Below are 20,178 nucleotides of genomic sequence, written 5' to 3'. Positions count from 1 at the left end.
CTTGCACCAAAGGGAACGAGGCTCTAGTACTACTAGACGTTATCAATCCACGTGGTAGGAAATAGCATAAATCACCCAATTTCTCAGGGATAAAAATGAAGAAGGTACTGACGAGCTTGTTGGTTCTGTCGCTCGTGCTCCTGGCCGGAGTCGGGTGTGAGTCGAAGACCGACGGCGGCGAAGAGAAAGCCGAGACCGAAACGGCCGCCAAAGCCGACGAGGCCAACGAGGGCGAAGAGGCCGAGAAGGCCGACGAAGGCGCCCAAGAAGAAGAGGCCGCCGAGGAAGAGCAGGCCGGCCAATGGGTCGAAAGCGACACCTACGGGCTGAAGTTCCGCGTGCCCGAAGACTGGAAAGTCGTCAAAGACGACGAGGGCGTGTCGGCTACCGATCCGGAAGGCTCGACGACCGTGCTTCTGGCCGGCTCGAAGTCCCAGGAGCTCGCCAAGTCGATGCTCAACGACATGCGCGCCGACCTGCAGTTCAAGGACATCAAGGTCGAGAAGACCGGCCCGAGCACCATCAACGGCATGCCCGTGTTCAAGGGCACCGGCACCGGCGTGCTCGAAAAAGAGGACATGGACCAAGAGATCCAGTTCCTCGGCTACACCATCAAACGCGAAGGCGACCAGACCGCCACGCTGTTTATCTTCAGCGAAGCCGAGATGTACGAGGCCAAAAAGGACATCATTCACGGCGTGGCGAACACGCTGGTCGAAACCGCCGAATAAGGCAGCGAAAAGCTAAACAGCGAAAAAGCTAACAAGTCAAAGAGCGAACGAGTTAAAGAGCGAAGAAGTTAAAGAACTACAAGCAAGTGAAAGAGCGAAGAAGTCAAAGCAACGGTGTTGCTTCTTTGCTCTTTTACTCTTTTACTTTTTTCTCTCGAGCTTTTCGCTCTCACCCAAGGTGAGCCCAATGGCTGAAACGGAAACGATTCAACAGATGAAGGCCGACATGAAGGCGGCCATGAAAGCGCGTGAGAAGGACAAGCTCCAGACGATCCGCTCGCTGCTGTCGAGCCTGAAGAACGCGCGTATCGACAAGGGCGACGACCTCGACGAAGACGAGGTCATCAGCGTGCTGTCGACGGAGGCCAAGAAGCGTCGCGAGGCGGCCGAGATGTACGCCGACGGCGGCCGCGACGAGCTCGCCGAGAAGGAAGAGGCCGAGATCAAGGTCATCGAGGAGTACCTGCCCGAGCAGATGACCGACGACGAAGCCGAAGCTCTGGTCGACGAAGCCATCGAGTCGACCGGCGCCTCGTCGAAGGCCGACATGGGCAAGGTCATGGGCTACGTGATGCCCAAGATCAAAGGTCGGTATGAGGGCTCGAAGATGAAGGACATCGTGCTCGGCAAGCTGTAAGGCAGCAAAAGAGCTAAAGAGCGAACAAGCAAAAGAGCTTTAAGGCAGCAAAAGAGCTAAAAAGCGAACAAGCAAAAGAGCAACGGCGAGTGACGCTGTTGCTCTTTTGCTTTTTTACTTTCTTACTCTTTTACTTCTTTGCTCTTTTACTCTTTTACTTCTTTGCTCTTTTACTCTTTTACTTCTTTGCTCTTTTACTCTTTTACTTCTTTGCTCTTTTGCTTGTTCGCTTTTTCGCCGCCGTCAGTGATGCCTATCGCCGTCCTGGCCGGGCACGCGGAACCGCACGTCCTCCAACAAGTCGAACACCTCGCTGGTGCACTTGAGCCCGCTGTCGGGGAAGAAGATGGCGTTGTCCTCGAATTGGCCGAGGAACAAGATCGGATCGGCCGAGCGGTTGTAGCCCAGCTGCACGAGGGTGTCCTCGGGGATGAACTCTTCGCGCGACAAGTAGATCGGCTCGGCGAGCACGTACAGGCTCTCGTCTTTGAGCCCCTCGAGGGTCTCGACGTAGCCGGGCTCGCGGATCAGGTAGCCTTTGTCGTGGAAGACCCAGCGGTTGAGCTTGTTCTCAGCCGGCAGCAAAAGCAGCGGGGGGCCCTGCTGGGAGTGGTTGTGAAAGTAGACAAGCATCCCGGCGCGCACCCACTGCTCTTTTCCCGGGAGCGGCTCGGTGGTGCGGTAGAGTCCACAGGGTGGCAGATTTTCCTGCATGGAATTCTCGGTCACAGGATCAAAAGGGCTTCGAGAAGTGCGAACGGGCTCAGGTGCCGGCTCGCTTACGCATCAGCGACTTGGCCGCGCGTGAGACCTGGTGCGGCACGTTGCGACTGCGCATGACGTCGCGCAGGTCATTCTGACGAAGGTGCTTCAAGAATTTCATCGTATCCTTGAGCGGCGTCTTCGGGTTGTTGACCAGGTTTTTGACCACGTCGTATTTGCGCGTCCAATCGCGGTTGTTGGCGATATACTCGATGACGTTGTCGGGAAGCGACTTGTTGCCGGCAAATTTGGCGATGTCGGCCGGCTTGATGCGCGGGCTCTTGATCGCGGCCATGTGCACGAGCTTGTTCTGGTCGCGCACCAAGATCTTGATCGCCTCGCGGCTGCCGACGGTGGCCAGGCGGATCTTCTGAGCGATGGACATGTCGCTGAGCTGGGCGTACAGGTTGCCGCGTGCACCCGAACCGTCGTCGAGTTCGTCGAACTCGTCGCCCTCTTCCTCTTCTTCTTCGGGGCCGAGGTCGAGTTCCTGGCGAAGCTTCTCGCGCTGCGAGCGCGTCAGCTTCTCGCCGGCCTCCTCGAGCATGCGCCGCTTTTCTTCTTCCTTTTCGACGCGCTCCGATTCCTGCTGGAGCAGCGCCGAGAAGCTCTCGTCGTCGGCGCCCTTGTCCCCAAAGAGGTCTTGGCCGGTCTTGAGCGCGTCGGACAGCCCGGGAAGCCCCTTGAGCTCGACGTTATTGCGCTGGGCCAATTCGATGAGGCTGTCGATGGTCGCCGAGCTGACGGCGGTGTTCTTGTACAGCCCTTCGATGATCTTGGGGGTGCGAAGGATACGCACCTGGTTGGTGGCGATGACGTCGGCGAGCTGGCTGTCGGCCTTCTCGGCGAGCCTGGCCACCGTCTGGTCGTCGGTGGCCTGGTTGCGCACCACAATGGTGCCGATCTCGGAGCTGTCCGCGCGCACGGTGCCGACCCAGTCGAGCAGGCCGGCGTGGTCGGCGTTCTGGATGGCCGGCCCCAGCACGTTGGGCGGCATGTCGGCCAGCGAGTCCTTGGCGGCCCCGGCGACCTTCTGATCCGAGTCGAAGTGGAGCTGGTACAGCACCTTGACCATCTGCTCGGGCGGCGCGGGCAACATGCCGCGCGCGGCCATCATCTTGAGCTTGGACGGCGCGTCCGGCTGGACGTGCTTTTGCAGCTTCTGCGGAATCGCGCTCAGGTCGAGCGGCTCGCGTTCGAACTCAGGCATCGAGACTTCTCCAAGTTAGCAGGAAGACCTTCTACGGTTTGCGATGGTAAACACTGTGAGCAAAATCGCCAACACGGCACCCGACACAGGCGCCGGGGCGGTCGGCGAGGAGGTGGCGCAGCCTTCGTCGCCGCCTCCGCCGCCAGAGCCGCTGCCGGCATCGCCAAGACCGGCGTCACCGCCTGCGTCTTCACCGCCGCCAGCTCCCTGGCTGATGTCGAGGCGATACTCGTGCACGGTCGTGCCACTCGAGTTGATCGCCAAGAGTTTCAAGCTTCCGTCGGCGCCTTCGACGATCGCCGCCGGGCTGTGCTCGGTCAGCCCGCCGAGCGGCGCCACACCGAGTTCATCACCGGTGGCGGCGTCCGCCACGCGCAACACGAGCTCGTTGGCCGCATTGTACAAGATCAGCGCGTGATTCGCACCCACCCACATGCCCAGCGGCAAGCCGAGCTCGATGGACTCCGACGAGGCGTCGACCGTCGCCTCGAAGCTCGCCGACCAGACCTCGCCTGCCTCGTCGTCGACCACGGTCACGTTCGTAGGCGCGGCCGGATCGTTGGTCGGCGTCCACAGCAAAAAGGCGTTGCCCTGCTGGCCGTAGACCATCTGACGCACATAGCGCGTCGACCAGTCCTCGCCCAGCGGTTTGAACGCGTCGATGCTGTTGCGGCCGTTGTAGCTGAAGAAGTGCGCGCCCTGCGAGCCGGCGTCGTAGATGTAGAGCAGAAAATAGCCGTCGGAGGTGCGGCTGACCGCCTCGGCGATGACCCCTGCGCTGCCGCTTAGCCCGAAGGTCTGGCCGCTGACGCGCAGCCGACCGTCGTCGGCGTCGACCACGTGCGCCTGGGTCAGCGGCTGGGCGCCGCCGATGTTGAGCTGGCCGTTGGTAAACGCCAGAAGCTTGTCGAATTCGGCGCTGTAGGCCATCTGGGCGTGCGGGCTGACGTATTCGCCCAAAAAGGAGCCGGTGCCGCCGTCGGCTTCGTCAGCCGCGTCGACCAGCTCTTGGTCGGCCAGCGCCCACACCTCGTTGCCCTCGGCGTCGATGCGCGCGGTGAAACCGTAGACGTCGCCCTGCTGGGCGTCGGCCTCGCCGCCGCGCACGAAAAACCCGCCGTCGGGATGCGGCAGCACCCCGGCGCACGCGGTCGGGCCACCGGCGTACTGATACGCATAAGACGTTGCGCCGGCGTCGTCTGCCACCAACACGGTGCACGCGGTGTCGGCGTCCTGACCGGTGGTCGCCGAGATGACGGTCTTGCCATCCTGCGCTTGAATCTGAGCCTGGCCGAGGTTGAAGCCCTCAGGGATCTCGAAGCTTCGCACCTCGGTGGCGTCCAGGTTGACCGCCGCCGATACCGCTGCAGGGGACAGTAGAGTTGCGGCGAGGACGCAGGCGGTGAGGTGTTGTGGGGTCATCATCAATCCAATTGAGTTGGCCATGCAGAGGCGTGACGCCCGCTATTAGGGGCGCCTTCACTGCGGCGCGAACTACGATTTGAGTGCGGCGAAGCGAAGGGCTTCAGGCACCTGGCGCCTACTCTACTCAGCGGCTTCTTCGCGATAATGCGCCACCCAGCCGTCCTTCGACGTGAAGACGCGAATGCATTTGATCTGCTTGTCCTCGCACAACTCGAACCAGTGCCAGGTGCCCTCGGGGACGACCAAGAGATCGCCAGGGTGGACTTCGACGTCGAAGACTTTGTCGTCGGGGGCGTGGATGACGAAGACGCCGCGTCCGTCGACCACAAAGCGCACCTCGTCTTCGGTGTGCTCGTGCTCCTTGTCGAACTTGGCCAAGATATCGTCGAGGTTGGGCGTATCGGGCGACAGCGCGATGACGTCGGCCGTCTCGTAGCCGCCACGCTCCTTGAGGGCCTCGATTTCGTCGGAGAAGACCTCGAGGATGCGCTCCTGCTCGGTGTCGGCCTCGACCGCCTTGGCCTCCTCGGAGTGCAACTTGTCGATATTCCACACCTCGTAGTCGAGGCCGTAGGCGCCAACGAAGTCTTTGATGGCCCCCGGCTCGGTCAGGACGGTGTCGGTACCGCGTACTCTCAATTCTGCCATTGTGAAGCTCCTTTGGAGAAAGAGGATTGAGGGATCGAGTAAACTACTAACTACAACTGCAAATGTCTCGCAAGCATTCGATGCGTCGCGCAGTTTATCCGTGTCATCCGCGCCATCCGCGGCCTTTCCTTCGATTTCTCGATCCCTCGATCTCTCACAACTGGAAGATCAGGAACTTGAGGATCTTCTCCATGTCCTGGTTGAGCGCCGACTGACGCTCGTTGTGGAACGCCGTGTAAATCGCGGTACCGCCGCCGGCGCCCTGATAAGAGATCAGGAGCGGCGAGCTCGGCTGAGTGCCGGCGGCCGAGTCGCAGCGGCTCAGACTGGAGAACGGCTGTGAGCACAGTTGCGCGTCGCCCTGCAGGTGAATCGTGCTCGAGGCGCCGGCGCCTTCGGCCACGACCCAGTTGTTGTTGATGATGGGCGGGTTGGCGGTCGGGTCATGGGGAAACTCGATGGTCGCCTGCGTGTTGCCCAGCGCGGTCTGGAGCCCTTGCGAGGTCACTTGTGCGGAGATCGTCTGCGGCGCGTAACCGATACGCGCGTCGTTGATGGTTTGATCGTCGCCGTGGAAGTCGACCGCGTCGGCGAAGACCTTCTCGAGGAAGGGATGTGACCAGTCGGAGACGTACAGACTGTTGCCCGCGCTCAGGTACGACGACAGGTTCGCGATCACCGTGGAGACGTCGCCCGAGTTGTTCTGACCCATGACGTTCCACAACTCGCCGCAGTTGATGAAGATGATGTCGTACTGCGACATGGCCGCCGAGTCCTTCAGAAAGGCCAGCGAGTCGCTGTAGCGCCCGTTGGGCTCGAAGAACGACGACATCTTGTCGTTCCCCTTGATGTCGTAGTCGAGCTGCAGGTCGTCGAGGATGCCGGCGACGTGGTCGTAGGCGCCCTCGATGACCGCGATTTTGACGCTGCCGCCGTCGAGGCAGACCTTGGCCGCCGCACTGCTCAAATCGAGAGTCTGGCCGTTCTGCACGATGATCGTCTGGTTACGGCTGAACGAGCCGGTGCTGATCGTCAGCGTGTGCTGGCCGGCGGGCACGTCGTCGAACTGGAAGTTGCCGTTGGCGTCGGTCTGCACGGTGTCGGTGTAGGGGTTGCCGTCACAATCGAAGCCCTCGATGGTCACCGTGGCGCCGGCGAGCAACTCGCCGGAGGGCGCGCACGCCTTGCCGATGACGGTGCCCGGCCCGCAGGTGCCGCCGATGGGGCCGCCGTCGTAGCCCGAGCCGCCGTCTTCGCCGGGGTTCGTCCCGGCGTCGGTTTCCGAGCCGTTTGGCTCGCAGACGCCGGAAACTGGGTTATAAGACTGCCCCTCCGGGCACTGCTCGGTGCCGCCGGCGTCGCTGCCGGGATCAGTCCCGCCGTCGACGCCCGGGGTGGTGCCTCCGTCGCTGCCCGAGTTGTTGTCGCGGGCAATCGGCTCGCACCGACCGCTGAGCACGTTGAACGATTCGCCGCTTTCGCACTCGTCACCACCACCTTGGCCGCCACTGTCGGTGTCATCGCTGCATGCAGCGCCCAAAGACGCAACCAAGAGCACCACAAAAACGCTCGCCATCAGTTTGCGCAAATCAATCATCATCGGCCTCATCTCGTCCGTGCCAGTGGTGCAAAATCGCCCAGTTTCACTGCAGATGGCGGCAACTTAGCAGACCTTGGGGCCAGAATTCAATTGTGTGACGATCGAATCGCGTTTGTGTGACACGTGGACAGCGCGTGCTCATATAGCCCGCAACACGATATCAGACACCATGTTGGACAGGCTGGCGGGCAGCTGTCATGCTGAGCGCAGACGTGCATACCTACAGGGGATCTACCAGGAGAGCCGATGACCGACACGACCGTTGTAATCGCGACGTTTCAAAGCCCGGTCGAAGCCAATATCGCCCGGACGCGCCTCGAAGAGCACGGCATCTCGTGTCGGCTGGACGACGAGAATATGATGGTCGCCGATCCCCTCCTGGGCGCCGCCGTCGGCGGCATCAAATTGGTGATCCGCGAAGACGACGCCGACGAGGCCGTCGAGGTGTTGCGCGATGCACCGGCCGGCGAGCCCGGCTCGATCATCGACGACGACTGGGACGACTTCGAGAGCGACGAAGCCGAGTCGAGCCAACTCGCCTCGTCCACCCTCGCCTGCCCCAAGTGCCACAGCCAAGAGATCGGCTTTGGCAGCCTCTTTCACTGGTACTGGTCCGCGGTCATCCTGTTGGGCATCGGCCCGATCTTTTTGCCCGACACTGCGGCGACGGCGTTCCTCAAAGACACCCACGGGATCATTTTCTACGCCGGCGCGTTTATCGGCTTTTGGCTCGCGGTGCTGCGCCAATTCCCGCTGCGCTGCAAAGAGTGCGACGCTCAGGGCCCTCGCAGGTTGTTTCAGGGTAACTTGGACTAATGCGTTCGTGGCCTGCGCCACATCGACGCCGCGACTGAATCGCCATTCAACACACTTTTGCCACCCCGCCGATTTATGTACACTCGCGGCATACAATCGATTTCGAGTACTGCCCAAGGTGTGCCATGAAGTTGTTCGCCCGTAGCGCCTCCTGCCTGTTGCTCCTCGCCCTCGTGGCGAGTTGTGGCGACGCCAAAGAAGAACAAGAGCAAGATCTGTGCGTCCGAGACAACGTCGTCTGCTTGAACGGCGACGTTTGCAATCCGAGCACCGGTGAGTGCGAACGTCCCAAAGGCTTGCCGTGGAGTCCCGGGGAGCAGGCGTTTCGCGACGCCTCGAGTGACTGGGGCCTCGACGGACTCGCTGCGAACGGCCAGCGCATCTCGGTGACCGATGTCGACGGCGACGGATGGGCCGATCTGTCGGTGCGGCGGGCCGGCGGCGGCAAGGATGACTTTTCGTCGGGCGGTGAGCGCGCTTCGTGGCTTCTGCGAAATACCGGCGAAGGCGGCTTCGAGGACGTGACGAAGGCGTCGGGGCTGGTCGCGACGCGCTCGGGCGCAGACGCAAATACCGGACGCAAGATCGACCTGATCATCTGGGGCGACGTCGACAACGACGGCGATCTCGACGCCTACACCGCGTTCAACAAGCAGAACGCGCAGAACGAGGACACCGCCGAGATCATGCTCAACGAGGGTGACGGCACGTTCGTGTTCGCCGCGGCGGACGATCCGGTGCGCAACGCTGGTGCGATCGACTCCCCCGGCGGGGCGAGCTTCGTCGACGTCGACCGCGACGGCGCACTCGACCTGTGGATTTCACAATATGCCGCTCAATCACCGCTGCAAGACCGGCTGCTTCTGGGTGACGGCACCGGCGGCTTTACCGAGGCGACCGCCGACGCGGGGTTGAGCACCGAGGAGTGGACGAGCATCACCACGCTCAATCAAGCCGAGGGCCACTCACTGTCGTGGGGCGCGACCGCCTGCGACCTCAACGGCGACGGCACTCCCGAGCTGATGGCGGCCTCGTACGGTCGCGCGCCCAACCACCTGTGGCTCGGCCAGCGCGCGGACGACGGCGAGGTGAGCTTTGCGAACGAGTCGGTCGCCTCGGCCTACGCGTTCGACGACCGCACCGACTGGACCGACAACGAGTCGGCGCGCTGCTACTGCCAGCTCAACCCCGACGCTCCCGACTGCGACGGAGTGCCGGCGCCCGAGCTTATCCAATGCAACGCAAACACCCAGCTTCGCTGGAACCACAACAACGATCGCGAGGCGTTTCGCCTGGGCGGCAACAGCGGCACGACGGTGTGCGCCGACGTCAACAACGACGGCTGGATGGACCTGTTGACCACCGAGATCGTCCACTGGGACGTGGGCTCGTCGAGCGACCCGAGCGAACTGCTCTACAACAAACAAGACCCGTCAGTGCGCTTCGAGCGCCCCGGCAACGAAGCCACCGGGCTGACGCGTGAGCACGAGCTGACCGCCTGGAACGACGGCGACATCACCGCCGCGGTCTTCGACTTCGACAACGACGGCCGAAAGGACGTCTACATCGGCTCGACCGACTATCCGGGAACGCGCGGCCATCTGTGGCATCAAAAAGAGGACGGCACCTTCGAGAGAGTCCCGCTGGCCGACGGCATCGACCACACCAGCAGCCACGGGGTCGGCGTGGCCGACTACGACCGAGACGGTGACCTCGACATTGTGGTCGGGCACTCGCGGTTTCGCTGCGGGTCGGGCGATCATTGTTATGCGCCCGAAGAGGGGCACGCGCGGCTCTTCGAGAACACCATCGGCCAGGCCAATAATTGGCTGCAGGTCGAGCTCGAAGGCGCCGACGGCACCAACCGAAAGGCGATCGGCGCACGCGTGACCGTCCAAACCGACGCCGGCACCCAGGTCTCCGAGGTCGGCGGCGGCCACGGCCATTATGGCGTCCAGCACGAGCTCGCACGCCACTTTGGGCTCGGTGCAGCCGAACAAGCCACGGTGACGGTGCGGTGGCCGGATGAAAACTTGAGCGAAGAAACGTTCGATTTGGAGGCCGGTCAACGTTATATTTGGAAGCAGGGAGAGGAGCCGGTGGTGGCACCTCAATAGTTCAACGGGGCAACACGCACATATGACCGACGGTTTTATCAAACCAGACGAGCAGGAACTTACCGAAGCGGGACTCGTCGAGGACTCGGACGTCTCCGAACTCGACGAAGCCAGCGCGGCGGCCGCGCCCGACGATCTTTCGGAGGATTTCAAGAAGCGCTGGCAGGCGATTTTGGAGATGCCCCCCGACGAGGTGCTCGAGCTCGTAGCGGACGAGTTCGAGGACAAGCCGCAGCACGGCCGTGAGATCTTGTCGATGCTGCTGGCCCAGGAGTTGGGCTACAAGCGGCTGTTTCGGCGCGCGGACAGTCTGCGGCACAAGCCGCTGTGGGGTGTGTTGTCCAAGCAGACCTACGCCGAGCTTGGGGGCAAGGCGCGCATCGCGCTGGAGCGTTTGGCGCACTCGACGCGACCGGGCCGGCCGGCATTCCACCCGATGGCCGCCTTGGCGACCATCGCCATGTGGCGCCACGGCGACGTCGACCAGCAAAAGGAGGCCAGCGAGCTTCTCGGGCGCTACGCGCTGCCCGACGAGCCTGACTGGATGTACGAGCTAGTCACCACGTTCGCCAAACTACAGCAAGAGGACGGCGTACGCGAAGACGACCGCCAGCTCATCGACCTGGCCCGAGTGCAACTCGAGGCCAAATTCTGGGACCCGGCGGCGCTGTTGTGCGGGTTTTATCTGGTGCGCGAGTTCGCCCCGAGTTGGGCCGGCTCGCCGATGACGAACCTGGTCAAGGCGTGCGACCGAGCCGCCGACCAGCGCCCTCGCGAGATGGCCCCGTGGCTCGACCTGCTCGCCGACGCGGCCATCGGCGGATATCTGAACTACCCGTGGCTCGAAAAGCCGATGCGCGCGGCGATTCGGGTGAGCATCGATGACCCGGCTCGCGAACAAGAGCTTCGCTCGTGGCACGACCGTCGACCTTACGACGCCGATCACTCCCGGCTCAAAGAACTGTATGAGGGGCTCCTGTCGGCCTACAGCAGCCGCGACGAAGACGAGCGCGACGAGGCGCGGCGCGCGCTTCTCGAGGAGGTCGAGCAGACCGTCGAGCACAACCCGATGCGCGCCCAGCGACTGCTCGAGTTGATGGTGATGCGCGAGCACCCGCGCCGGGTGGGCACGCTGCCGACGAAACTCGGCTACGCGCTCGACCAACTCGCCGACAAGCCCAAGCTCGAGGACGCCGACGAGACGCTCATCCGCCTGTACGTGAGCAACTACAATATCGAGCCGCACGCGGTGCGCTTGGTGCGCCGGGTGGCGGACCGTATCGACTGGGAGGATCCCGAGCGTACGCCCGGCCCCCAGGAACTCGATATGTACCTGGTGGTCAGTGACTACGAGCGCGCTTTCGAGCACCTGACGTGCAAGTTCGACGGGGTCACCCTCGAGCACGCCGACAAGGACGCGGCCGCGCGGGTGAAGTTCTTCGTCGAGAAGCGCCTCGACCCCAACAGCCTGACGCGCATTGTGCGCAAGCTGTTTACCCCGATGGAGTGGATCGGCGCGTCGATCACCAACCTCGACTTTATCTCCAAGGCGGTCGAGCGTGCGCTCGAGATGTTCGAAAAGCGGGTGCGCACCGTCGACATGACCGAACGCGTCGTCGCCGAGTACAAGGAGGCAGGCGCACCGGTCGAGTCGATCGAGGATATCGCCCGGTTGAATATGGGCCAGGTCGACAACGTCTTGCAGAACCGAAAGACGATGCGGCTATTGTTGAGCGCGGTCGCCGGCGGTTTGTCCGGTGGGCTCGCCCCGTTCAGCTGGGCGGCGCTGTCATTGGCCGACGCGCCGGTGCTCTTGGGCCTGACGGCCGATATTTGCAGCCGGTTTTGCTGGTACTACGGCTTCGACCCGCGCGAGAATCCCGAGCTGCCCATGGAGATCATGGCGGTGGCGCTAGGTGGCTCGCGCGCGGCGGCCATCGAGCCGATGCTGCTTCGGCAAAACCTTCGCGAGTACGCGGTGCGCAAGTCGTTGATGGTCGGCGCGGTCGCCCACGGAAGCGTCACCCATATGGCCGGGCGCACGCTGGGCAAGTTCATGCAGGAGCAGCTCGGCCAGGAGACGACCAAGCAGGTGACCAACCTGGCCAAGCGCGCGGTGACCAAGAACCTGCAGCGGCGAGCCGCCGAGTCGGTGCCGTCGAAGACGCTGCCGTTCGTGGGCGCGGTGCTCGGCGCCTCGCTCAACGTCGCGCTCATCTATGACGTGTGCGAGGCGGCCCAGGCCGTGCTGACCGACCGATTCCTGGAGCGCAAATACCCGGACTGGATTCGTAAATTCGACCTGGGAGGAGCGCCGGGGCAGCTCGAGGGTGAAATAGCGGAGCTACCCGAAGATGTTTGATGGATGGGCGCCTTTGTGAAAGGCGTTTTCCTCATCGAGGCGTTGCTCTCTCGAAATACACCGAACGAATAGATGCCCCACCCAATTTTTCGTTGGATTGACTGTACGGACCGAACGCGACCGCGCAGCCTGATGCGGCCCGAAGGGGTCAAGCTGCGCCTGGCGCAGCTCACCGATCCGCACGTGCCGAGCGAGGTCGAGCTGATCGGACGGCTGCGGGATCTGGTCGGCTTGCAGGAGTCGGTGTGGGATTTCGCGCATGGGATCGGCCGGGTGACCAACGAGATTGGCCACCGCTATCGAAAGCAGCGTCGCCTCTACACCAACCTCATCAAAAAGGCGCTGCTGGGGCTGCACCAACTCGGGGTCGACCACCTGCTGCTGACCGGCGACTTGTCGCATTGCAGCCTGCCCACCGAGTTTTTGGAGATGCGAGGCGCGCTCGAGGTTACCGGTTGGTGGGGCGACGACAAGCTCACGGTCATCCCGGGTAACCACGATCGGTTCAACCTGTACGAAAAGCACCCCAAAGAGCCGATGGAGGCGTTCTTCGACGTGGTCACACCGCGTCAGCCGCGCATCAAAACGCTCGAGCAAGGGGTGGCACTTGTCGAGCTGGATACCAACCGCGACCCGAAGGACGACCCTCTCTTCACCGAAAAGTGGCTGCCGAATACGGTCGGAAAGGTTTACGAGGAAGTGCCTGACTGGTTCGACAAGAATCGGCGCGACATCGAAGGCATGCGGGTGATCACCCTGATGCACCACCACATCACCGACGACTGGTACACCGAGCGCCCCGCGTCGGCCATCGGCAACCTGATGGCGCCGGCCGACGGCGTCGAAGACATGGTCGACGCCCTCGAACTCGTCGACAAAGAGGCGCTTATCCTGCACGGCCACAAGCACGACGTGATGCCCGTCGAGTACCACTACGACGGCCACCCGGTCAGCTGCCCCGGCGGCTTCGCCGAGGCGATGCGCGTCAACCTCATCGACTTCAACGTGCACGACGAAGCGGTGATCACCCAGGTTGCGTTGCGCGCCTGACCCCCGCCCCCCATCCCCCCCTGCGTGGGAACCGCTGCGTGGGAACCACGTTCCCCGACGAGCCGCTATTCATGCGGCTCATCGCGACCTTTCTGCTCACCGGGGTTTCGCAAATCGAGACTCGATGACGGCACGCGATCCAAACAGAATTTAACCCCGAATTTCTGCCTCCCGATCGGGAACTACATTCCCCGACGAGGCCCGGCTCATGCGGGTTTCGGGGCATTGCTGCATCGATCGGCGGAAAATTTTTTCGGGTTTGGCACGCAACGATTTGGCCGGTTCTGCCGAAAACCAGAGTGAGAGCTGACTGGTTTGACTCTACCCGGAGGAACGTCGCGATGCCTGCCGTCGATAATATCCGAATCTACGAAGACGATGCGTTCTATTTCGTCACCAATCGCTGCATCGAGGCGAAGTTCTTGATTCGCCCGGACGACGACGGCGAGATGCAGCGCATCTGTTTGGCCTGCCTGGCGTGGGCTGCGCAGAAGCACGAGGTCGAGATCTTCGCCTACGTCTTCATGAGCAACCATTTTCACCTGCTCGTGCGCGCCCCCAAGATGAACCTGTCCGAGTTCATGCGTGACTTTCAGCGCGAGCTTGCCGCCCGACTCAACCGCCACCGTAACCGCACCGGTACCGTGTTCCCCCGCCCGTTCGATGCACCCAAGGTCATCGGCGACGACATGTTTCTGGAGAAGCTCAAGTACATCGTCAACAACCCCTGCCTGTCCGATCTAGTGCGCCATCCCGCCGACTGGCCCGGGGTGTCGTCCTGGAAGTCCCACCAGACCGGCGAGGCGCAGGTCGGACGGCTCATCGACTACAAAGAGCTTCGCCGACTGCGCAGAAAAGACCCATCGACGCCACGTGAAGAGGCGATGCGAAGCGACGAGCTCGTGCTCGCAACGCCGCCAATGTGGGAAGACAAAAGCGACGAGGAGCTCCGCCAACTCATCGTGGCTCAGGTCGAGGAACAGGCCACCGAGCTGCAGAAGGAGCGTGCGCGCCGGCGAAGGCGAGTTGTGGGCCCAGCCAAGCTCAAACGCATGAAGGTTCGGCATAGCCCTCCCGCTCCCAAATGCTATCCACGAGTCAAATGCCTGTGCGCGGACGCCGAGAAGAAGAAGGCTTACCTCGAAGAGCGAATGACCACGGTCGACGCCTACAAACAGGCGATGGGAAGGTGGCGCCGGGGCAAGTCTTCGGTGACATTTCCTACGGGGACGCATCCACCGGGCTTGTGCCGGTGCGCATGAGCTTGAACGCACTGGCCGAAGGCGCGCTCGACCGCATTTGACGGGCCTCGTCGGGGAATGTGGTTTCCTGTCCCCCTCCTGTCCCCCTAAGGACCTGTCCCACGAAAATGGTGGAGCCAGACGATGCCAAATGGGTGGAAATTTGAATGACGTTGCACATTCTGGTTGGATGACCTTGTAACGTGTTCTTTAAGCCACATCACCAGCTCTACATGGGGGATTTTGATGAAGCCAACCATCACTTGTTTGTGCTCGCGGCATCTGCTTGTGTGCCTCGTCATTGGGCTCAGCCTATTCTCGCTCAATTGCAGCAACGATAACGCGCATGAAGAGACGGTTGCCGCCGTTGACGCGGTCGACGATACCGAGAAGCAACAGGACGCCACTGACCTGGGCCACGCCACCGACACTTACGATATCCAGCCAAGTTGCGATGAGCCTGACGATGGGTCGGACAACTGCCCCGATATCTGCAACCCTCAACAAGAAGACACAGACGGGGACGGCGTCGGCGATGCCTGCGACGACGATATCGATGGGGACACCGTTTTTAACGATGACGACAATTGCCCAAATACCGCCAACGCAGACCAGGCCGACGGCGACAGGGACGGAAAAGGCTCGGCGTGCGACGACGACGAGCAGTTCACCGTACCAGCATGTGGCGACGGCGGGCGGCCGTGCGCTCCGGACCTCGATCTGGAGGCCGACTCGGACCATGTGTTCATCGGTGAGAGTGAGGGAGACTTGTTGAGTTCGGCTGCGCCAGCCGGAGATGTCAACGGCGACGGCGTTGACGATCTCGTCCTCGGAGCCTTTGGCTACTCCGACAATTTCGACAATGCTGGAGCGGCCTATCTCATCTTTGGAGAGCAAGGCGGCACACTGCCCGAGCTATCGGACGCCGACGCAATCTTCACTGGGCCTCGAGCCTACGACCACGCCGGATTCTCGGTCGCCGGTGGTAGTGACATCAACGATGACGGGTTCGACGATGTTCTCGTGGGTGCCACGGGACGCAGCACAGACACGCCTGGGCGAGCCTATTTGCTCTACGGCGGCTCGAACTTGAGCGGAACTCATTCACTCGCCGACGCCGACGTTCGGTTTGTGGGCGAAGCGATCGATGATGCTGCAGGCTTTTCGGTGTCCATGCCCGGTGACGTCAACGGCGACGGGGTCGACGATGTGCTCATCTACGCCATGGCTATCGGCGGCGAAACTCAAACGCAGGGCAAGGCGTACATCTTCTTTGGCTCGAGTGCACTAACCGGCGAGGTATCGCTGGCAGACGCCGATGTGTCGTTCGTGCCGACCAACACCGAAGGGCCTAAGCTGGAAGGAGCACGGCCCGCAGGTGACTTCAACGGAGACGGTATAAGCGACCTCTTATTCGCCACCGGAGGGCAAAATTCGACCACTCATGTCGCCAATGTGGTACTCGGCCGAACCGATTTGGCTGGCGAGCTCGATCTGAACTCGACCGACATCACGTTCGTGGTCGACCCCACGGTGCCACTCGGAGGAGGAGCATTCGCCGGACGCTACGCAGCTGCTGCCGGTGACGTCGATGGCGACGGCTTCGACGACCTGCTCATCGGCGATGGGAGCAATGAAGTAACCCCGGCGGAAGTGGTTTACTTGGTCAAAGGCCAGTCTCAACCGGATGCCGAGTACCGCCTGGTCGACGCCCCGGTGAAATTTGTGGGCGAAGTCTCCGCCCCGGGCATTGGCGGCAAGCTTGCGGCCGCGGGCGATGTCAACGGCGATGGCGCGGCTGACATCTTGCTCGGAACCCATTCGAAGGCCTACCTGATCCATGGCGCCGCCAACCTGCAGGGCATTATCGGCCTCGACTCCGCCGAGGCGCGCTTCAGCGCAAGCTACGACGCGGCACCTCTCATCCAGCTCTCCACCGCGGGCGATCTCGACGACGACGGCAACGACGACGTGCTCCTCAGCTTTCGTCACCCCAACGATCCCGAGTCGTTACATGCCGGGGCGAACTTTGTGTTCTACGGCCCCATTCCCTGACATCGAAAAGGGGACTACGAGTCCATGAACTTCGACGGACCAACGAGTCGCTCGGCCGCATGCTGCGCGGCTCGTCGGGGAATGTAGTTCCCGGTGGGAGGGGGGCGAAATTACGAGGGGATGCGCCCGCGTTGCTGCGCCTGCTCCAGCAGTGGGCGCATGGCCTGCGCGGCCGCGGTGAAGGCCTCGAAGACGCCCCGCTCGCCTGTGGCCACCGATTCGACGACCTCGACCCAGCTCGGCAGCATCAGCCCTCGGCGTACGTCCTCGCCAGACACCGCGCTGTCTAGGTCGACCTTGTTGGCCAGTAAAACCAGCCGAAGCGGGCCGTCGGCGCCGAAGAGTTGCTCGACGAGCGCCGAGGTCGAGCCGGCGTCGACCTGGTAGCGCTGCGACAGCCTTGCCACCAGGTCGCGCAGCGCCTCTTCGTTGGCACCTTGGCGCTCGCGGGCCGCGTCGGCCACGAAGATCACTGCGCTGATGCCGTCCAACACCTTTTCCAGGGCGAGGTTGCCCTCCAGCGGCTGCTCGGGCGTCTTGCATTGGTAGTGGACGGGATACCCCGAAAACTCGCCGATCTCGCCGGGCGGGTGGCAAAAATAGGTCGTAAAGCGGGTGTCGGGCTCGTCGACCTCGACGGGCAGCGCATTTCGACGCATGCCCACGGCCTGGCGCGTGTCGCGCTCGGGGACGTCGACATCGTCGACGCGCTGGGCGACCTGGGCGGCGAGGGCGTGCACGACGGTGGTCTTGCCACTGTCGACCGGGCCCCAGAAGGCCAGCTTGACGTTGATGCGTTTTTGACTCCAGACGAAGAACATGGGGTGGGGACTCGACGTGTTGGGTTCTTGGTTGGTCCGTGGGGCCCGATTCTCTGCTGCGCCACAGTGATTACGATCAGATCTGTTGGTCCACAACTACAACGAGGCGGAGGCTGGGATGAAGGAGAAGACGTTTCTTGCGACGTTCACCGCAATCATGTTGGCGAGCCTTCCTGCGTGGGCGTGCGGGCTGTTGTGCAGCGCGGATATCGGCGAATGGACGTTTGTGCATTACAACACTGCGTTCGGCTCGATCTTTTGGATCCCGGCGTCGCTGTTGACGTTTATCGCGTTGTGGGTGCTCAGGCACAACTGCAGTTGCAAGCCCGCACTTCTGGCCGCCTCGACCGGCATCGTGCCCTATTCCATCCTCTCGACGCTCTTCATGCTCGACGGAATCGCCCCCGTGCTCGAGAAGCTCTTTCACGGCTCGAGCGGCATAGTTTTCACCGCGTTCAGTGCGCTGTTGCTCGTCGTGCAGGGGGTCTATGTGGCCGCAGCCTACGTGATCGCCGACGGGGTCCAACGCCCCTCCTTAGACGAGTTCTAGTTCGGCTCGTGGGGGGCGCCAGGCACCACTGCGGCCCCCTCGAAGCGCACCGCATTCTCCAGATAGACCGATTGGCTGGGGAAGGCAAAGCCGCTGCCGGCGTCCTCGACGATTGCCATCACATCCAACAAAAGCGCCTGCTTGATCTCCATGAACTCGTCATAGGCGGTAGTCAGCATCCAACACTGCACGAGCACGTCGAGTGAGCTTGCGCCAAATCCCTCGAAGAAGACCTTCATCGACTCGTCTTCGATGCGCTCGTCATCGAGGATGCGCTGTTTGATCTTGGCGATGATCTCGTCCATCTGCTCGCTGCTGGTCCCATAGACTAGCCCGATGTGGGTGCGAAGCCGACGTTTCTTCATGGCCGAGCAGTTCTCGACGGCGCGGGTGGCGATATCGGCGTTGGGCACCGTGATCAGCGTGTCGCTGAACGTGCGGATTTTGGTCGACCGAAGTCCGACCTCCTCGACAATCCCCTCGCCGACATCGGTACGCACCCAGTCGCCCATCTTGAAGGGCCGGTCGGTGAAGATCATCAGCGAGCCAAACCAGTTCGACAATGTCGGCTTGGCCGCCAGCGCAAACGCCAAGCCGCCGATGCCCAGGCCGGCGATGAGGCTGGTCACGTCGTAGCCCCACTGCTGGATGATCGCGATGCCCACGATGATGAACAGCACGACCCGGGCCACGCGCATGACCAAGGGCACGAGCTGGTCGTCCATCTCCGACTCGGTCTGCTCGGTGTACTTGAGCATGGCGTGCATGCCCACGTCGAGCACCCGGTAGACCACCCAGGCCACCAGCACCGTGCCGATCGTCTGCAACACCAGCGTCGCCACCGTCATCAGCGAGGCCGGCGGCTCCAAGAATAGAAGCGCGAAGTAAACGGCGACCAGGTTGACCACCCAGCCCAACGGCCCTCGCACTCCCTCGAGGAGGCGATCGTCGATCTCGGTTTCGGTACGCCCAAACAGCAGCTTGAACGGCGTGAGCAGCTTGTCGAGCAGAAAGCCGCGCAGCGAAAAGCCGAGCAGGAGCATCAACAGCGACAGCCCCAGCCGCCACACCGGGATGTTGAACAGATCGATGGCCAAGACCCCTTCGACGAACTCTTCCCACTCGGGCAGCGGGCCGTCGGGAGCGACCTTTTCGGCCGCCGAATCGGACCCGGCCTGTGCGAAGGCCGACGTCGACGTCAAGGTTATCGCCGCGGCAGCCAGCCACAGCGACACCGTGCGCATTCGCTCTTTCCCTCGTTCGAACATGACAATCCTCCTGCCCAAATTGGACGCATTTGACCTGCTGCGTTATAGCTTATCTGCCGACAAAAACAACAGATAGTGGCCCTCCTCAGCCAACCAGGAAGTGTCGTGAACGACTCGAAAGACCTTCAGAAACACCATGTCCGCAAATCCGAGCAGGAGATTCGCTTTCTCGAGGGGCCCAAGACCCGCCGCTTCGAATTTATGCGGCTGCTGCGCATCTCTTGGGAGTTTATACAGGGTTTTCGAAAGCTACACTTCGTCGGCCCGTGCGTGACCGTCTTCGGCTCGGCGCGCTTCAAAGAGGATCACAAATACTACGAACTTGGCCGCGCTGCCGGCGCTGCGCTCGCCCAGAAGGGTTTTACGGTGATGACCGGCGGCGGGCCGGGCATCATGGAGGCCGCCAACCGCGGCGCCCACGAAGTCGGCGGCAAATCGATCGGCTGCAATATCCAGCTGCCCTTCGAGCAAGAGGCCAACCCTTACGTCGACGACTGGATCGACTTTCGCTACTTCTTCGTGCGCAAGGTCATGCTGGTCAAATACTCGTACGCCTTTGTGATCCTGCCCGGCGGCTTCGGCACGATGGACGAGATTTTCGAGACGCTCACCCTCATCCAGACCGGCAAGATCCACGACTTTCCGGTGGTGATCATGGGCAAAGACTACTGGCAGCCGATGCTCGAGTTCATCGAGGAGATGATGATCGAGGTGGGCACCATCTCGCCCGAAGATCTCGAGTTGATCACGCTGACCGACGACATCGACGAGATGCTCGAGGTGATCGAGAAGAACGCTATCGAGCAGTTCGGGCTGACCTATCCCGAGCCTCAAAAGTCGAAGCTGCTCGGTGAGGGCTAAATCACCTTAAAGAAATATAAAATT

General features: G+C 62.2%; 17 protein-coding genes. 10 read left to right on the top strand and 7 right to left on the bottom strand.

The genetic code is table 11. The features are described from left to right. The first annotated feature begins 95 nt into the window (after positions 1-95). A complete protein-coding gene (locus FIV42_RS14555; RefSeq protein WP_141198393.1) occupies positions 96-731 on the top strand; it encodes a hypothetical protein in 636 nt (211 codons plus the stop codon). 187 nt (positions 732-918) lie between these two features. After that, complete coding sequence (locus tag FIV42_RS14550; RefSeq protein ID WP_222615462.1) at positions 919-1,368, top strand: GatB/YqeY domain-containing protein; 450 nt, start codon at positions 919-921, stop codon at positions 1,366-1,368. Between the two features lie 243 nt (positions 1,369-1,611). Here the strand turns inward: FIV42_RS14550 and FIV42_RS14545 are convergent, their stop codons facing one another. From FIV42_RS14545 to FIV42_RS14525, 5 genes are all read right to left on the bottom strand, one after another. Beyond that, a complete protein-coding gene (locus tag FIV42_RS14545) occupies positions 1,612-2,082 on the bottom strand; it encodes a hypothetical protein (RefSeq protein ID WP_141198392.1) in 471 nt (156 codons plus the stop codon). A gap of 49 nt (positions 2,083-2,131) precedes the next feature. Then, positions 2,132-3,340: a hypothetical protein gene (locus FIV42_RS14540; protein WP_141198391.1), complete on the bottom strand. Its 1,209-nt coding sequence runs from the start codon at positions 3,338-3,340 to the stop codon at positions 2,132-2,134. 15 nt (positions 3,341-3,355) lie between these two features. Then, a complete protein-coding gene (locus FIV42_RS14535; protein WP_141198390.1) occupies positions 3,356-4,762 on the bottom strand; it encodes a hypothetical protein in 1,407 nt (468 codons plus the stop codon). 123 nt (positions 4,763-4,885) lie between these two features. Further along, a complete protein-coding gene (locus FIV42_RS14530) occupies positions 4,886-5,413 on the bottom strand; it encodes a 1,2-dihydroxy-3-keto-5-methylthiopentene dioxygenase (RefSeq protein WP_141198389.1) in 528 nt (175 codons plus the stop codon). Between the two features lie 154 nt (positions 5,414-5,567). After that, complete coding sequence (locus tag FIV42_RS14525; RefSeq protein WP_168210653.1) at positions 5,568-7,013, bottom strand: carboxypeptidase regulatory-like domain-containing protein; 1,446 nt, start codon at positions 7,011-7,013, stop codon at positions 5,568-5,570. 246 nt (positions 7,014-7,259) lie between these two features. Between FIV42_RS14525 and FIV42_RS14520 the strand changes: the two genes are divergently transcribed. The 6 genes from FIV42_RS14520 to FIV42_RS14495 all read left to right on the top strand — a co-directional run bounded on the left by FIV42_RS14520 (position 7,260) and on the right by FIV42_RS14495 (position 16,654). Beyond that, entirely contained in the window at positions 7,260-7,829 is a 570-nt protein-coding gene (locus FIV42_RS14520; RefSeq protein WP_141198387.1) for a putative signal transducing protein, read from the top strand. Between the two features lie 125 nt (positions 7,830-7,954). Beyond that, positions 7,955-9,946 carry a CRTAC1 family protein gene (locus FIV42_RS14515; RefSeq protein WP_141198386.1) on the top strand — a complete coding sequence of 664 codons (1,992 nt, stop codon included), beginning with the start codon at positions 7,955-7,957 and terminating at the stop codon, positions 9,944-9,946. 22 nt (positions 9,947-9,968) lie between these two features. Beyond that, the gene (locus tag FIV42_RS14510) at positions 9,969-12,308 is read left to right on the top strand and encodes an EcsC family protein (RefSeq protein WP_141198385.1); all 2,340 of its coding nucleotides are present in this window, start codon (positions 9,969-9,971) and stop codon (positions 12,306-12,308) included. 132 nt (positions 12,309-12,440) lie between these two features. Further along, complete coding sequence (locus tag FIV42_RS14505; protein WP_168210652.1) at positions 12,441-13,358, top strand: metallophosphoesterase family protein; 918 nt, start codon at positions 12,441-12,443, stop codon at positions 13,356-13,358. A gap of 341 nt (positions 13,359-13,699) precedes the next feature. Then, positions 13,700-14,620, top strand: a complete 921-nt coding sequence (locus FIV42_RS14500) for a transposase (protein WP_141198383.1) — start codon at positions 13,700-13,702, stop codon at positions 14,618-14,620. A 225-nt stretch (positions 14,621-14,845) separates the two neighbouring features. Beyond that, a complete protein-coding gene (locus FIV42_RS14495) occupies positions 14,846-16,654 on the top strand; it encodes an integrin alpha (protein ID WP_141198382.1) in 1,809 nt (602 codons plus the stop codon). Between the two features lie 110 nt (positions 16,655-16,764). On the opposite strand, the gene FIV42_RS14490 is transcribed toward FIV42_RS14495, so the two are convergent. Next, positions 16,765-17,475, bottom strand: coding sequence for a P-loop NTPase family protein (locus tag FIV42_RS14490; protein WP_141198381.1), 711 nt, complete (start codon positions 17,473-17,475; stop codon positions 16,765-16,767). A 118-nt stretch (positions 17,476-17,593) separates the two neighbouring features. Between FIV42_RS14490 and FIV42_RS14485 the strand changes: the two genes are divergently transcribed. Further along, positions 17,594-18,025 carry a hypothetical protein gene (locus FIV42_RS14485; RefSeq protein ID WP_141198380.1) on the top strand — a complete coding sequence of 144 codons (432 nt, stop codon included), beginning with the start codon at positions 17,594-17,596 and terminating at the stop codon, positions 18,023-18,025. Here the strand turns inward: FIV42_RS14485 and FIV42_RS14480 are convergent. Beyond that, positions 18,022-19,293, bottom strand: a complete 1,272-nt coding sequence (locus FIV42_RS14480; protein WP_141198379.1) for a mechanosensitive ion channel family protein — start codon at positions 19,291-19,293, stop codon at positions 18,022-18,024. The two genes, FIV42_RS14485 and FIV42_RS14480, sit on opposite strands and share 4 nt — an antisense overlap. 201 nt (positions 19,294-19,494) lie before the next feature. Here FIV42_RS14480 and FIV42_RS14475 point away from each other — a divergent pair, with 201 nt between their 5' ends. Continuing rightward, positions 19,495-20,154 carry an LOG family protein gene (locus FIV42_RS14475; protein WP_141201332.1) on the top strand — a complete coding sequence of 220 codons (660 nt, stop codon included), beginning with the start codon at positions 19,495-19,497 and terminating at the stop codon, positions 20,152-20,154. The last annotated feature ends 24 nt before the right edge of the window (positions 20,155-20,178 follow it).

Source organism: Persicimonas caeni (genome assembly GCF_006517175.1).
GTDB lineage: Bacteria > Myxococcota_A > Bradymonadia > Bradymonadales > Bradymonadaceae > Persicimonas > Persicimonas caeni.
The sequence above is the reverse complement of the archived record's forward strand: the minus strand, read 5'-3'. Positions and strand labels throughout refer to the sequence as shown.